The sequence below is a fragment of the Solicola agrisoli genome (genome assembly GCF_049059935.1).
In the GTDB taxonomy this organism is placed as follows: domain Bacteria; phylum Actinomycetota; class Actinomycetes; order Propionibacteriales; family Nocardioidaceae; genus JAURVT01.
On sequence record NZ_JBMGQR010000096.1, the window covers coordinates 1 to 13,698 of the forward strand.

Genomic DNA, 13,698 nt, shown 5'->3' on the forward strand with positions numbered 1-13,698 from the left:
GCCGCCTCGGCGACGAGGTGGGCGGCGAGGTCGGGCGTGGTGAAGTCGGCGGTCTCGAAGACCTCGTGGACGAGCGTGCCGAACGACGCACCCATCGGGAGGTCGGCCATCGGGGACGGCAGCGCGCCGGCGTCGGGCTCGCTGACGACGGGCACCACCTCGGGCTCGTCGACGGTGCCGGGGTCGTCGGACTCCACCGTGGTGGCCGCGGCGTGCGCGGCCTCGTGCAGCCCCGCGGTGAGGCCGGAGTACGAGGTGCGCGACCACGCGAGGTCGAGCCGGCGGTCGAAGGCCCGCACCTCCAGGGCCGGGGCCGCGGACGGTGCCGGCACCGGTGGCAGAGGCGCACGGTCGCCGAGCAGCGACCACGAGATCGTGCCGCCGGACCGCTCGACGAGGGCGGCGAAGCGTCGCTGCACCTCGGCGTCGGACCCGACCAGCACCGACGCGGGCAGGGAGCCGTCGGGGCCGCGCTCGCCCATCAGCAGCCGCTGCAGGGGCGAGGCCTCGGTGTTCCAGGTGGGCGCCCAGTGCACCACCACCTGCGACCGCGCGCGGGTGAGCGCGACGTACGCCAGGCGCAGCGACTCCCCCGCGTCCTCGCGGACGTGGGCGTCGCGGCGGTCGGTCCAGCCCGGACCGCCCGTGCCGCCGACGTCGAGGACGCGGGCGCCGGTCTCGTCGTGGAAGCGGAGCGGGTCGGGCTTGTCGTTGGCCCACCGGTCCCACAGGAACGGCGCGTAGACCACGGGGAACTGCAGGCCCTTGCTGCGGTGCACGGTGATCACCTGGACCGCCGCGGCGTCGGACTCCAGGCGCCGGCTGCGCTCCTCGGTGACGTCCTGCTGCGCCTCGGCCACGCGCCGTCCGAGCCACTGGACGAGCGCGGCGACCCCGAGGTCCTGACGGGTGGCGGTCTCGTGCAGCGACTGCCCGACGTGCCGCAGGTCGGTGAGGTCGCGCTCGCCGTGAGGTCGCGACAGCACCCGCTCGGTCAGGTGGTGCGAGGCCGTCATCACCTCGAGCAGGGCCGCGACGCCGCGCCGACCGAGCACGTCGGACCAGCCGCGTAGGGTCGAGCTGAGCTCGTCGAGGTCGTCGTCGGTGGCGACGCCGAGCTGCCAGGCGCTCCAGCCGTGGAAGCAGGTGAGCGCGGCCGCGCGGGCGAGGCCCGGGCGGTGCGGCTGCTCCAGGGCCGTGAGCAGCGTGAGCCAGTCGGCGGCCGCGGCCGACCGGAAGACGCTGGAGGTGCCCGTAAGGACGACGGGCACCCCGACGGCCTCGAGCGCGTCGCGGACGGTGACGGCGTCGTCGTTGCGCTGCACGAGCACGGCGACGTCGGCAGGCTCCACGACCCGGGTCTCGCCGCCCGGGTGCGTCAGCCGGGCACCCGACGCGAGCAGCTCGGCGACGTCGGCGGCGACGTCGCGGGCCACGAGGGGGCGGACGTCCTTGACCTTGAGCAGGCCGTCCTCCTCGCTCGTGCGCCCGACCTGGCGCAACCGCAACGGGGTGTCGTCGGGGGCGCCCACGAGCCGCCGGCCGGGGTGCGCGGCGTGCACGGGCAGCACCCGGATGCGGGGGTGGCCGAGGGCGACGTCTCCAAGCACGTGGCCGATGGCCTCGACAAGGGGGGCATCGCTGCGCCAGTTGGTGCCGAGCGTCGACTCGGTGCCGGCGTCGGCGGTGGCCAGCAGGTAGGTGTCGACGTCGCCACCGCGGAACGCGTAGATGGCCTGCTTGGGGTCGCCGATGAGCACCAGCGTGCGGTGGCCGTGGAAGGTGCTGCGCAGGATCTCCCACTGGACCGGGTCGGTGTCCTGGAACTCGTCGACGAGCACGACGGCGTACCGCGAGCGGATGCGGTCCTGCGCGTGCGGGCCGGTCTGGGGGTCGACGAGGGCGTCGCGGAGGTGGACCAGGAGGTCGTCGTAGTCCATCAGCCGGCCGACGCGCTTGCGCTGCGCGACGTCGGTGCGGGTCGTCTCGGCGAGGCGGCGCCGCAGGTCGGCGGCGCGTCCGGGGGTGCCGGAGGTGGGCTCGAGCCGCGCGGCGCGGTCGCCGACGGCAGCCTGCGCGACGGACTCGGCCACCGCGAGCGGGAAGTGCGGCGTCGGGCTGTCGGGGCGGCCGTAGGCGCGCACGTACAGGTCGGTGACGACGTCGGTGACGAGGTCGGACGCGGACTCGACGAACGCGACGCCACGGTCGACGTCGGCGGCCACGCCCAGCCCGTCGAGCATCTGGTGCGCGAAGCCGTGGGTGGTGGCGATCGTGGCGGCGTCGAAGTCGGCGACGGCCTCGAGGAGCAGCCGTCGGCGCTGGGCGACCGTCTCGTCGTCGCCCGTGGCGAGGTGGCGGACGACGTCGTCGCCGTCGCGTCGCGCGGCGGCGGGGTCGCCGAGCGCGGCGAGGGTCTCGGTGAGGCGCTCGCGGACGCGCTCGCGCAGCTCGACGGTGGCCGCGCGGCCGAACGTGACCATCATCAGCTGGTCGATGCGGGCGACGCCCTCGGCGACGTAACGCGTGGCCAGGCCCGCGATGGTGTGGGTCTTGCCGGTGCCGGCGCTCGCCTCCAGCACGACGGTGCCCTCGGGCAGCGGGCCGGTGACGTCGAAGGTGGACGGGGCGGTCGTGCTCATCGGTCGTGCCTCGTCTCGACGGCGAGCAGCGGCGACCACACGCGGCGGGCGACCTGGCCGAAGCGGTGCGGCTCGTCGGGCCAGTCGGCGTCGGACGGGTCGGGTGGCTCGACGAGCAGGGCCTCGATCTGGGCGTCGCCCCACACCAGACGGTGGAAGGCGTCGTCGAAGTCGCCGATCTCGCGGCGGTCGTAGGTCTTGCGCCACTGCGACCGTGCGGCCTCGACGCTCAGGTGCGGGTTGGTGCCGCGCTCGCGCTTCTCGGCGTACAGCGCCGACGTCTTGGGCGAGAACGGCACCGGGCCGGCCTGGCCCTCGCGGAACAGCCGCACGAGGGACCACAGCAGGCGGCGTGCGACGTCCTCGGGCGGGGCGACGAGCCGGGCCATCGACGAGCCGCCGCGCCCGCGTCCGACGGTGGCCGCCGTCCACGGGGTGCCCGGCTCGGCCGCGGCCAGCGCGAGCAGCTGCACCCAGGCGCGCAGGCGGTGCTTCGGGCCCAGCCGGGAGTACTCGACCCGCACCACCTGGGAGCCGTGGACGCGCGGGACGGTGCCGTCGAGGCGGGTGCCGTCGGGCAGCACGAGGCCGAGGTCGACCGCTCGCGGCTCGCCCGCGCGCAGACCCGTGGTGTCGGCGACCAGGCGCGCGGCGTCCTGCTGGATGGGTGCGACGAGCTCGCGTCCGAGGGCGCCGGGCGGCAGCGTGCCTCGGAGCCACTCGGCGGTGACGGCGGCGGAGTCGGGCGTGCCGGCGAGACCGGCGGCGAGCAGGCGGTCGCCGACCGACCACTGCTGCAGGGAGTCGATCTCGACGGGCAGGGCGTCGTCGGGCTCGTCCTCCTCGGCCAGCAGCGTGAGCCCGAGTCGTCCGCGCAGGAACTGGCGGACGGGGTGCTCGAGGAACCGGACGAGGTCGTCGAGCGCGACGTCGCCGGGCTCCCCGACGGGCAGCGGACCGGGCAGGAAGCCCGGGACGGGCGGACGGTCGTGCCGCAGGGCGTCCGAGCCGGTGAACGAGGCGCGGTCGAAGCTGAACGGGCCGGGGTGGCCGAGCGCGCCGTCGGTGAAGTTGCGGGCGTCGAACGGCTGCAGGGGGTGCCGGACGACGACGTGGTCGCGCACGCGTCCGGACGGGGCGGTGGCGGTGAGGTCGAGGACGTCGAGCAGCTCGCCGACCGGGACGGCGGGCGGGCGGAGCGCACCGGTGCGCTCGTCGGCGCCGGTGTGCAGGACGACCAGCCGCTCGCGCGCGGCGAGGACGGCGTCGAGGAAGAGCTGACGGTCCTCGGCGCGCGGGTCGCGCTCGCCGACGACGGGCGAGCGCCCGAGCACGTCGTCGCCGTCGACGCGGGTGCCGCGCGGGAAGACGCCGTCGTCGAGGCCGAGCAGGCAGACCACGCGGTGCGGCACCGAGCGCATCGGCACCATCGTGCAGATGGTGAGGTGGCCGGTGCGGAAGTTCGCGCGGGTGGGACGCCCCTCCAGGCCGCGGGCGAGCAGGGCGCGGACGTCGGCCAGGCGCAGCCGGACGGGTGCGGAACCGCCGTCGGGGGCGACCAGCGAGTCGGCGAGCTGACGACGCGCCTGCGCGGTCTGCCAGTCGTCGCGCGGCGGGGCGTGCGTGAGGTCGTCGACGACGGCCACCAGCGCGTCGAGCCACTGCGCCGGGGTCTGCTCGCGGTGCAGGCTGCGGACCGCGTGGCCGACGCGGTCGACCAGCTCGGCCAGCCGTCCGGCGAGGTCGATCTCGTTGCTGTCGAGGTCGTCGAGCGGCAGCGCGAGGCCGACGGTGCGCAGCTCGTCCTCGTCCATCGTGACTCCGACCATGATTCGGTCGAGGCCGGTCTGCCAGGTGTTCTGCGGCACGCCGCCCAGGCCGAACGGCGTGCGTCCCTCGGCGTCCAGGCCCCAGCGCACGCCGGAGCGGCGCACCCAGTCGCCGACGCGCTCGAGGTCCTCGTCGTCGAGGCGGAACCGCGAGCGGACGGGCGCGGCGGCCGCGAGGTCGAGCAGGTCGGACGCGGTCATCCGGCCGTCGGCGAGGTCGAGGACGCGCGCGACGACGGCCAGCACGGGGTTGGTCTGGCGCAGCGAGCGGTCGGCCAGGCGCACGGTGAGGCGGTGGCCGGGGTGCACCTCGTCGGTCGCGGTGTCGGCGAGGCCGAACGCGGCCGACAGCAGCGGCGCGTAGGCCTCGATGTCGGGGCACATGACGAGGACGTCGCGCGGCTCGAGCGTCGGGTCGTCCTCGAGCAGGCCGAGGACCGTCTCGCGCAGCACCTCGACCTGGCGCTGGCGGCCGTGGCAGGCGTGCACCTGCACCGAGCGGTCGGCGAGGTCGAGGACGTGGGACCCGTCGGGGACCCGGTCGAGGTGGACGTCGCGCTGCAGGGCGCCGAGCAGCCCGGGGGCGTCGTGATCGAGGTCGAGGTGGACGTCGTCGGCGGGCGTGACGTGGGCACCGACGACCAGCTGCATCTCGCGCGCCTCACGACCCAGGGAGCGCAGCAGGGGGTGGTCGGCGAGGTCGGCGCTGGTGTCGTGGACACGGCGGGCGAGCGCGGGCGCGGTGGTGCCGGCCAGCCGGGCCCAGGACGCGTGCGAGGGGTGCGGCAGCCACAGGTGGACGTCGCGGTGCGCCGCCAGCGCGTCGAGCACCTGCAGCTCGTCGGCGGTGAGGCGGGTGAGCCCGAACAGCGACAGCCGCGCCGGGAGGTCGACGAGGGTCGCGTCGACGCGCAGCCGCGCGCACACGTCGTCGACGCGCTCGGCCGGGCTGGGCTCCCCGATCTCGGCGCGCAGCCGCCGCCACAGCTCGGCCTGCCAGCGCAGGTCGTCGGCGAGCGGCGCGCCGGCGCCGTCGGTGTCGTCGCCGGACGCCCAGTCGAGGAGCAGCCGGGGACGCTGGGACGCGTACGAGGAGAACAGCCCCGCCAGGTGGAGCGCGACCTGGACGCGACGGCCCTGGTCGACCCCGTCGGCGTCGAGCAGGTGGCGCCTGAGCGTCAGGCACCACGGCTCGTGCAGGCTCAGGCCGATCACCTCGAGCAGCGGCCAGGTGAGACGCCGCGGCGACCACGGGTCGTCGTCGCGGGCGAACCCGCCGACGGACGCGACGACGTCGGCCACCAGGCGGGTGGGCGAGGGGAAGACGACGTTGGCGCAGACCCCGTCGGCGCGGCCGCGCTGGGCGCCGAGCGAGACCGACAGCGCCTGGGAGATCCACCGCTCCACCCCGCGCGACGGCACCGCCACGACGTCGGCGGTGAACGGGTCGTCCGGCGGGGTGGTGAGCAGCTCGCCCAGCCCGCGCACGAGGGCGTCGGCCCGCTCGGCCCGATGGATCCTCAGCACCCGCGCCCCCTCCCGAGATCGACGTCTGGACGACCCTAGCCGCCGCCCCCGACAGACTGGTTCTGCGTGCTGGTTGCGCCGCGCATACGGTGCGATGACGCCGACCGAGGGGACCCCATGGCGACCACGCGCGAGGACACGACGACCGACGACGGCAACAGGCTGACCGGCCGGTTGCTCGTCGCCGCGGTGGTGTCGGCCACGGCCGGCCTGCTGTACGGCTACGACACCGGCATCATCTCCGGCGCGCTGCTGCAGATCAGCGACGAGTTCCGTATCGACGACGGCATGGAGCAGGTGATCGCCGCCAGCATCCTCGCCGGCGCCGTGGTGGGTGCGTTGGCGGGCAGCCGGCTGTCGGAGAGGTACGGGCGCCGCATCACCATCCTCGTCATCGCCTGTGTGTTCGCCGTGGGCGCGCTGGCGAGCGCCCTGGCCCCCACTCCCCTGCTGCTCGCCCTCGGACGCGTCGTCCTCGGTCTCGCCGTCGGCGGCGGCACCCAGACCGTCCCGATGTACGTCGCCGAGCTCGCCCCGCCCCGGATCCGCGGACGTCTCGTCCTGACCTTCCAGATGGCGATCGGCGTCGGCATCGTCATCTCGACGGTCGTGGGAGCCACCGAGGCCGTCGACTGGCGCATCTCCATCGGCGCCGCCGCCGTCCCGGCCGTGATCATGCTCGTGCTGATGCTGCGGCTGCCCGAGAGCCCGCGCTGGCTCGTCAAGCAGGACCGCCTCGACGACGCGCGCGACGCCCTGCGCGTGGTGCGGACCGACGGGGTCGACCCCGATCCCGAGCTCGACACGATCCGCGACCTCGAGAAGGCCGAGCGCAGCGAGGGCGACCGTGACCGCGGGTGGCGCGGACTGCGTCGGTCGTGGGTGCGTCCGGCGCTCGTGGTGGGCTGCGGCATCGCGATCTTCACCCAGCTCAGCGGGATCGAGATGATCATCTACTACTCCCCGACGATCCTCACCGACAACGGCTTCTCGACGACGGCGGCCCTGCGGGTGAGCGTCGCGCTGGGCGTCACCTACCTGGTGATGATGGTCGTGGGGCTGCTCGTCGTCGACAGGGTCGGACGCCGTCGCCTGACGCTGATCATGGTGCCGGGCGCCGCGATCAGCCTGTTCGTGCTGGGCGCGCTGTTCGTGACGGGCCACAGCGGCCGCGAGAGCACCCCGTTCATCGTGGCGTGCCTGGTGGCGTTCATGTTCTTCAACGCCGGCGGCCTGCAGCTGATGGGCTGGCTCACCGGCTCGGAGATTTACCCCCTCGGCGTCCGCGCCGCGGGCACGAGCGTCCAGGCGGCGTCGCTGTGGGGCACCAACCTGCTCATCACCCTGACGCTGCTGTCGACGATCAACCTGCTCGGCGTCGGCCCGACGATGTGGATGTACGGCCTGTTCAACGTCGCCGCGTGGATCTTCGTCTACCTGCGCATGCCCGAGCTCACCGGCCGCAGCCTGGAGCAGATCGAGGACCAGCTCCACGAGGGGAAGTTCAAGCCCGCCGACTTCGCGACCCGCTGACCCTCCGACGGACGCGGGTGCGGCCCCCGTCCGCGATCTGATGGCTTGCGGGGGTTCCCGCGCCCCAGAACCCCGCCAACCCCTCAGATCGGGAACGGGAGGGGTGGCCGTCGGCGAGACTGGTCGGCGATGCCCCGTGCCCACGCCTCCACCCGTCTCGTCGCCGACGGCCGCCTGGCCGTCCGGGTGCCGGCCGCGTGGCCGACGGTGCTCCACGGTGGTGTCGGCCAGAGCTGCGTGGTCGTGATGCCTCGGGCGGTCCTCGCCGTCGGATGGGCACCACCGCCCCCGGGCACGGTCGCGGTCAGGCTCGGCGTGGTCGGCGCCGACGAGGCACCGGTGACGGACGGGATCCGGCGGTCCGAGCACCTGAGCCGCAGCCGGCTGCAGGGTGACCGCGTCGAGCTCGCCTCGCGGGAGCTCGGTGGCGCCCTCGTGCTGGAGGGCGACCTCGACCTGGCCCGCGCCGTGGCGGCCACCGCCCACCCGCTGCCGGACGGAGCCGTCGCCGTCCCGAACGTGTGGCACGCGTCGACGGGCGACGACCCCAGCCCCTCCGCGGAGGAGGTGGAGGCGCTCGTCACGGCCGCCGGCCTGCGCGCCGTGGTCGAGCACCGCGGCCGGCCGAGCAAGCAGAACCCCTCCGGCCTGGCCGCCTGCGACCCCATGGTCGGTGAGGTGCTCCCCCGCGGCGCCGACGTCCGCGTGCTGTTTTCCACCTGACCCCGTCGGTCCCCACCCGTCCGCCATCTGAAGCCTTCGGGTCCTCAAACCACCCGTTTGACCACCCGAAGGCTTCAGATCGGGGACGGGAGGCGCGCCGCCCCTGCTGACGCGAGGTGCGCGTCGCCCACCTCCCCGGCAGGGTGGGCGCATGAGCGACGACACCACCACCATGCGCGCGGTGGGCTTCAGCCGGAGCCTGCCGATCGACGACCCCGCGAGCCTGCAGGACTTGGAGGTGCCCGTCCCGACGCCGGGTGAGCACGACCTGCTCGTCGAGGTGCGGGCGGTGTCGGTGAACCCGGTCGACACCAAGGTCCGCAGGGGCGGCGACGCCGAGGGCGGGCCGCGCATCCTGGGGTACGACGCGGCGGGCGTCGTCCGCGAGGTCGGGGCGGCCGTCACGCTGTTCTCCCCCGGCGACGAGGTCTTTTACGCCGGCAGCCTGGTCCGCCCCGGGACGGACGCCGAGCTGCACGCCGTCGACGAGCGGATCGTCGGGCGCAAGCCGTCCACCCTGACGTTCGCCGAGGCCGCCGCGCTGCCGCTGACCGCGATCACCGCGTGGGAGGGGCTGTTCGACAAGCTCAAGCTCACCGCCGAGAGCGAGGGCACGCTGTTCGTGCCCGGCGCGAGCGGCGGCGTCGGGTCGGTGGTGCTGCAGCTCGCCGAGGCGCTGCTCCCCCGCGTCCGCGTCGTCGCGACGAGCTCGCGGCCCGAGACCGACGAGTGGGTCACCGGCCTGGGGGCCGAGGCCACCGTCAACCACCGCGAGGACGACCTCCGCGGCCAGCTCGCGACCGCCGCACCCGACGGCGTCGACTGGATCTTCACCTCGCGCATCGAGGGCGAGGGCCAGCTCGAGCTCTACACCGACGTGCTCAACCCGTTCGGCGAGATCGTCGCCATCGACGACCCCGAGACGCTCGACGTCGCCGCGCTGAAGGCCAAGAGCCTGACGCTGCACTGGGAGCTGATGTTCACCCGCCCGATCGCCGGCGGCGACCTGCAGCTCTCCCAGCACCGGCTCCTGGAGCAGGTGGCCGACCTGGTGGAGGCAGGCGACCTGCGCACCACCGTGACGACGACGCTCTCGCCGATCGACGCCGAGCAGCTCCGCGAGGCGCACCGCCTCGTCGAGGCCGGACGGGTGATCGGCAAGGTCGTCCTCACGGTCTAGCCAGGCAGCGCGTCGTAGACCGCGGTCTCCATCTCCAGGTAGCCGCCCACCGACGCGGGGTCGGCGAACGGGAGGATCTGGGTGCCCCAGAAGCCACCGATCCCGTGGCGCCGGTCGATCCAGTAGTAGAGGTTGGCCAGGCCGGCCCACGCGAGGCTGCCCGCGGGACGGCCGGTCGGTGCGTCCTCGTCGTTGACCATGAACGTGTACGCCCACGACTTGGACTGGCCGGGGAAGAACTCCGCGTCGTTCGACAGCCACGGGATCACGCCCGGCAGCCTCGACACCTTGAGGTCGCCCAGGTGGTTCTTCTCGGCGAACTGCACCGTCTCCTTGCCCAGCACCTGACGGCCCGAGTGGCTGAGGCCGTCGTTGAGCCACATCCGGATGAAGGCCATGTAGTCGCCGACGGTGGAGTGCAGGCCGTGCCCGCCCATGTGCACCTCGGGCTCGGGGAGCACGAACTCCGACGGCTCGAGCGACCCGTCCTCCCGGCGCTGGTGCATCGTCGCCAGCCGCGGGCGGGTGGTGTCGTCGAGCGCGAACATCGTGTCGTCCATGCCCAGCGGCTCGAAGACGCGCGCCTTCATGACCTCGCCCAGACGCTGACCGGTGACGCCCTCGACGACCTGTCCGGCCCAGTCGATGTTGGACCCGTACCGCCACTGCTCACCGGGGTCGAACAGCAGCGGGGTGCGCAGCGAGGCCCTGGTGGCCGCGACGATGCTCGGCTGCCCGTGCTCGGTGGCCAGCCGGTGGTAGGTCTCGTCGAAGAAGTCGTACCCGAAGCCCGCGGTGTGCAGCAGCAGGTGCTTGGTGGTCACGTCCGTCCTCGGGGGACGCAGCCGCGGCGACCCGTCGTCGTCGAAGCCCTCGATCACCTGGACGTCGGCCAGCTCGGGCGCGTACGTCCGCGCGGGCTCGTCGAGGTCGATGCGCCCCTCCTCCACCAGCTGCAGCACCGTGGTGCCCGTGATCGCCTTGGTGGTGGAGAAGATCGCCATCACGGCGTCGGTGGCCATCGGCTCGTCGGAGGCGAGGCTGCGACGGCCGGCCGCCCCGACGTAGAAGGACTCGTCGCGGTCGGTCAGCCCGGCGACGACGCCCGGCAGGCCGGGGCCCTTGTCGATGCTGGCCTGCACCACCGCGTCCGCGGCCGCGGTCAGCCGCTCCTGACGGGCCACTGCTTCGTCGTCGGTCATGGGTGTCCTCTCCGAGACGCCGATGTGTCGTGAGTCACATCATGCGCCCGGGAGGCCCTGCCGCGCGTCGTCAATGGAGGAGGCGAGCCTCAGCGCAGTCCGGCCACCAGCAGGTCGGTGAGGGCGGCGTAGGCCTGCGAGTCGTCGAGACCGGTCGTGCGGGTGAGGTCGCCGCGCTGCACCGACTCCATGACGAGCGCCGCCACCGCGCCGACGAAGGTGGCGTCGAGCGAGGCCCCCACGGTCGGCGCCTCGGTCACCAGCTCGCGGACGCGCCGCGCCGCCGCCTGCGTGTTGCGGCGGTAGATCTCGCGGGCCGGCGCGAAGGCCTCGACGTCGGCGATGAACGCCGGGCTGGCGGGCCTCAGCTCGGTGGAGATCGCCTGCAGGTAGGCCTCGAGACGGTCGCGCGCCGTGCCGGCGACCGCCGCGCTCTGCTCGACGCGCGCGGTCGCCCCGCGGAAGAACGCGCGCACCGCGGTCAGGACGATCTGCTCCTTGCTCGGCGCGACGGCGTAGAGCGTCGACTTCGAGCAGCTGAGCCGCCGGGCGAGCTCGGCGACACCCAGGTGCGCGAAGCCCTCGGCCAGGAAGATCTCGACGAGACCGTCCACCACGCGGATGACGCGCTCGTCCGCCACAGCCGTCATCGCCCGTCCCCTCAGTTCTCGATCGAGTACCAGATTACCCGTCCTGGTACTCTGTGGGCAGGAACCCACGCCGAGGAGGATGGCATGCCCGCGACCCGTCTGATGCCGAACGAGGACGCCGACGACCTGATCGCCCTCACCCGCGAGATCGTCGACAAGGAGCTGCGTCCGCGGGTCGACGAGGCCGAGGCGAGCGCGACGTTCCCCCGCGAGGTCTTCCGGACGCTCGGCCGCGCGGGCCTGATGAGCCTGCCGTACCCCGAGGAGCTCGGGGGCGGCGAGCAGCCGTACGAGGTGTACCTGCAGGTGCTCGAGGAGATCGCGTCGGCGTGGGCCAGCGTCGGCGTGGGCGTCAGCGTCCACGCGCTCTCGTGCTTCGGCCTGTTCACCGCCGGCACCGACGAGCAGAAGAAGGGCTGGCTTCCCGAGATGCTGTCGGGCGAGCAGCTCGGCGCGTACTGCCTGTCCGAGGCGCACGCCGGGTCCGACCCCGCCGCCATGCGCACCAGGGCCGTCCGCGACGGCGACGACTACGTCATCAACGGCGCCAAGGCCTGGACCACCCACGGCGGCGAGGCCGACTTCTACAAGGTCATGGCCCGCACGTCCGACGACGGTGGTCGCGGCATCTCCTGCTTCCTGGTGCCCGCCGACGCCGCCGGTCTCAGCGCCGACGTCCCCGAGCGCAAGATGGGCCTGACGGGCTCGACCACCGCCACGATGCTCTTCGACGACGTGCGCGTCCCCGTCGAGCGACGTCTCGGCGACGAGGGCCAGGGCCTGCCGATCGCGCTCGCGGGCCTGGACGCCGGGCGTCTCGGCATCGCCGCGGTGGCCGTCGGCGTCGCGCAGGGCGCGCTCGACGTCGCGCTCGCCTACGCCCGGGAGCGCGAGTCGTTCGGCAGGCCGATCATCCAGCACCAGGGCCTGGCGTTCCTGCTCGCCGACATGGCCGCGGCCGTCGAGTCCGCCCGTGCCACCTACCTGCACGCCGCGCGGCTGCGCGACGCCGGCCGTCCCTACGGGCGCGAGGCCTCGGTGGCCAAGCTCGTCGCCACCGACAACGCCTCACGCGTCACGGCCGACGCCGTGCAGGTGCTCGGCGGCGCCGGCTACACCAAGGACTTCCCGGTCGAGCGGTACATGCGCGAGACCAAGGTGATGCAGATCTTCGAGGGCACCAACCAGATCCAGCGTCTCGTCATCGCCCGCCACCTGGCGCGCTGAGTCAGGTCACCGTCAGCCGGTGGCGGTGCTCGGCCACCACGGCGCACGCCGCGACGACCAGCAGGATCGCGCCGACGAAGAACACGAGGCCGCCCACCAGCGGGATCGCCGCGGGCTCGTCGTCCAGCGAGTGCAGGTAGGCGGCGCCGCCGCCGAACCCGAGCGCGCCCACCACGGCGAGGACGGCGGTGGCTCGGTCGGGCCTCGCGACGGGCAGGGCCATGACGACGACCGTCGCGACGCAGGACGCGTACAGCACCCACCGGAGCGGGTCGAGCGCGGCGTCCGGCGCGAGGACCATCGCGGCGAAGGTGGCGAGGGGCAGCAGGCAGATCACGACCTGCACGGCCGTGGTCGTCGCCGAGGGCGGGTGGTTCGACCGTGAGGGACTCATGACCTGAGCGTGCGACCGCGGCGGACGACGCCGCGTCCGTGCAGGTGCTCAGGCGCGGCGCCGTCGTACTCAGATCGCCTGGACGGTCGCCTCGATGCCCTTGGAGCGGATCGACTCGAGGGCGGCGAGGTAGCCCGCGACGAACTCCTCGTCGTCGGCGAGCCCACCGGGGACGTCCGCGGCCCGCAGGAAGCCCACCGGGTCGTCGGCGAGGTTCTTCGCGGCCTCGCGGAGCCGGGCCTCCTTGAGGTCGACCATCTCGCCGCCCTGCTCGCACACCAGCGCCCACGCGGCGACCGTCGTCACCGCGCGCGGTGCCGCCGCGGCACCCCGCTCGACCACCACGGGCAGCATGAACGTGTTGACCCGGTCCGAGGAGTACGCGCGCACACGGGCCAGCGTGTCGGCGAGCTCGGCGTTGGCGAACCGGTCGAGCAGCGTCTCGGTGTACTCGTGCAGGTCGATGCCCGGCACCTCGGGCAGGATCGGCATCGCCTCGACGCGCATGTAGTCGAGCACGTACTGGCGCAGCACCGGGTCCTGCGCGGCCTCGTGCACGTAGGTGTGACCGGCGAGCACGCCGGCCTGCGAGAGCACCTGGTGGCCGGCGTTGAGCAGTCGCAGCTTCATCAGCTCGTACGGGTGCACGTCGGGCACCATCTGGACGCCGACCTCCTCCAGCGCCGGGCGTCCCAGACCGAACTCGTCCTCGACGACCCACTGGCCGAACGGCTCGGCCAGGATCGGCCAGCCGTCCTCGACGCCGAAGCGGCGCGCCACCTCGGCGCGGT

General features: G+C 74.0%; 10 protein-coding genes. 4 read left to right on the forward strand and 6 right to left on the reverse strand.

Annotated features, from left to right (window positions below):
• A partial coding sequence (locus tag ACI6PP_RS21040; RefSeq protein WP_421113661.1) for a UvrD-helicase domain-containing protein occupies window positions 1-2,642 on the reverse strand: 2,642 nt, incomplete at its 3' end.
• A complete protein-coding gene (recC, locus tag ACI6PP_RS21045; protein WP_421113662.1) occupies window positions 2,639-5,998 on the reverse strand; it encodes an exodeoxyribonuclease V subunit gamma in 3,360 nt (1,119 codons plus the stop codon). The genes ACI6PP_RS21040 and recC, both read right to left, overlap by 4 nt.
• Window positions 5,999-6,115: 117 nt before the next feature.
• On the opposite strand from recC, the gene ACI6PP_RS21050 reads away from it, so the two are divergent.
• From ACI6PP_RS21050 to ACI6PP_RS21060, 3 genes are all read left to right on the forward strand, one after another.
• On the forward strand, window positions 6,116-7,531 hold the full coding sequence (locus tag ACI6PP_RS21050) for a sugar porter family MFS transporter (RefSeq protein ID WP_421113663.1): 1,416 nt from the start codon (window positions 6,116-6,118) through the stop codon (window positions 7,529-7,531).
• 129 nt (window positions 7,532-7,660) lie between these two features.
• Window positions 7,661-8,254, forward strand: coding sequence for a hypothetical protein (locus tag ACI6PP_RS21055; RefSeq protein ID WP_421113664.1), 594 nt, complete (start codon window positions 7,661-7,663; stop codon window positions 8,252-8,254).
• Window positions 8,255-8,405: 151 nt separating this feature from the next.
• Complete coding sequence (locus tag ACI6PP_RS21060; protein ID WP_421113665.1) at window positions 8,406-9,434, forward strand: zinc-binding alcohol dehydrogenase family protein; 1,029 nt, start codon at window positions 8,406-8,408, stop codon at window positions 9,432-9,434.
• On the opposite strand, the gene acmB is transcribed toward ACI6PP_RS21060, so the two are convergent.
• Both acmB and ACI6PP_RS21070 read right to left on the reverse strand, forming a co-directional pair.
• Window positions 9,431-10,636, reverse strand: a complete 1,206-nt coding sequence (gene acmB, locus ACI6PP_RS21065) for a methyl acetate hydrolase AcmB (RefSeq protein WP_421113666.1) — start codon at window positions 10,634-10,636, stop codon at window positions 9,431-9,433. The two genes, ACI6PP_RS21060 and acmB, sit on opposite strands and share 4 nt — an antisense overlap.
• Before the next feature lie 89 nt (window positions 10,637-10,725).
• Window positions 10,726-11,286, reverse strand: a complete 561-nt coding sequence (locus tag ACI6PP_RS21070; protein WP_421113667.1) for a TetR/AcrR family transcriptional regulator — start codon at window positions 11,284-11,286, stop codon at window positions 10,726-10,728.
• 84 nt (window positions 11,287-11,370) lie between these two features.
• Between ACI6PP_RS21070 and ACI6PP_RS21075 the strand changes: the two genes are divergently transcribed.
• On the forward strand, window positions 11,371-12,513 hold the full coding sequence (locus ACI6PP_RS21075) for an acyl-CoA dehydrogenase family protein (RefSeq protein WP_421113668.1): 1,143 nt from the start codon (window positions 11,371-11,373) through the stop codon (window positions 12,511-12,513).
• 1 nt (window position 12,514) lies between these two features.
• Here ACI6PP_RS21075 and ACI6PP_RS21080 read toward each other — a convergent pair whose 3' ends face one another.
• Both ACI6PP_RS21080 and ACI6PP_RS21085 read right to left on the reverse strand, forming a co-directional pair.
• Window positions 12,515-12,907 carry a hypothetical protein gene (locus ACI6PP_RS21080; protein WP_421113669.1) on the reverse strand — a complete coding sequence of 131 codons (393 nt, stop codon included), beginning with the start codon at window positions 12,905-12,907 and terminating at the stop codon, window positions 12,515-12,517.
• Window positions 12,908-12,976: 69 nt separating this feature from the next.
• On the reverse strand, window positions 12,977-13,698 hold a 722-nt coding region (locus ACI6PP_RS21085; protein ID WP_476712948.1), incomplete at its 5' end, for a mannitol dehydrogenase family protein.

Coding starts and splice junctions, on each gene's coding strand:
- ACI6PP_RS21050 (WP_421113663.1), top strand. CDS start 6,116: ATGGCGACCACGCGCGAGGACACGACGACCGACGACGGCAACAGGCTG.
- ACI6PP_RS21055 (WP_421113664.1), top strand. CDS start 7,661: ATGCCCCGTGCCCACGCCTCCACCCGTCTCGTCGCCGACGGCCGCCTG.
- ACI6PP_RS21060 (WP_421113665.1), top strand. CDS start 8,406: ATGAGCGACGACACCACCACCATGCGCGCGGTGGGCTTCAGCCGGAGC.
- acmB (WP_421113666.1), bottom strand. CDS start 10,636: ATGACCGACGACGAAGCAGTGGCCCGTCAGGAGCGGCTGACCGCGGCC.
- ACI6PP_RS21070 (WP_421113667.1), bottom strand. CDS start 11,286: ATGACGGCTGTGGCGGACGAGCGCGTCATCCGCGTGGTGGACGGTCTC.
- ACI6PP_RS21075 (WP_421113668.1), top strand. CDS start 11,371: ATGCCCGCGACCCGTCTGATGCCGAACGAGGACGCCGACGACCTGATC.
- ACI6PP_RS21080 (WP_421113669.1), bottom strand. CDS start 12,907: ATGAGTCCCTCACGGTCGAACCACCCGCCCTCGGCGACGACCACGGCC.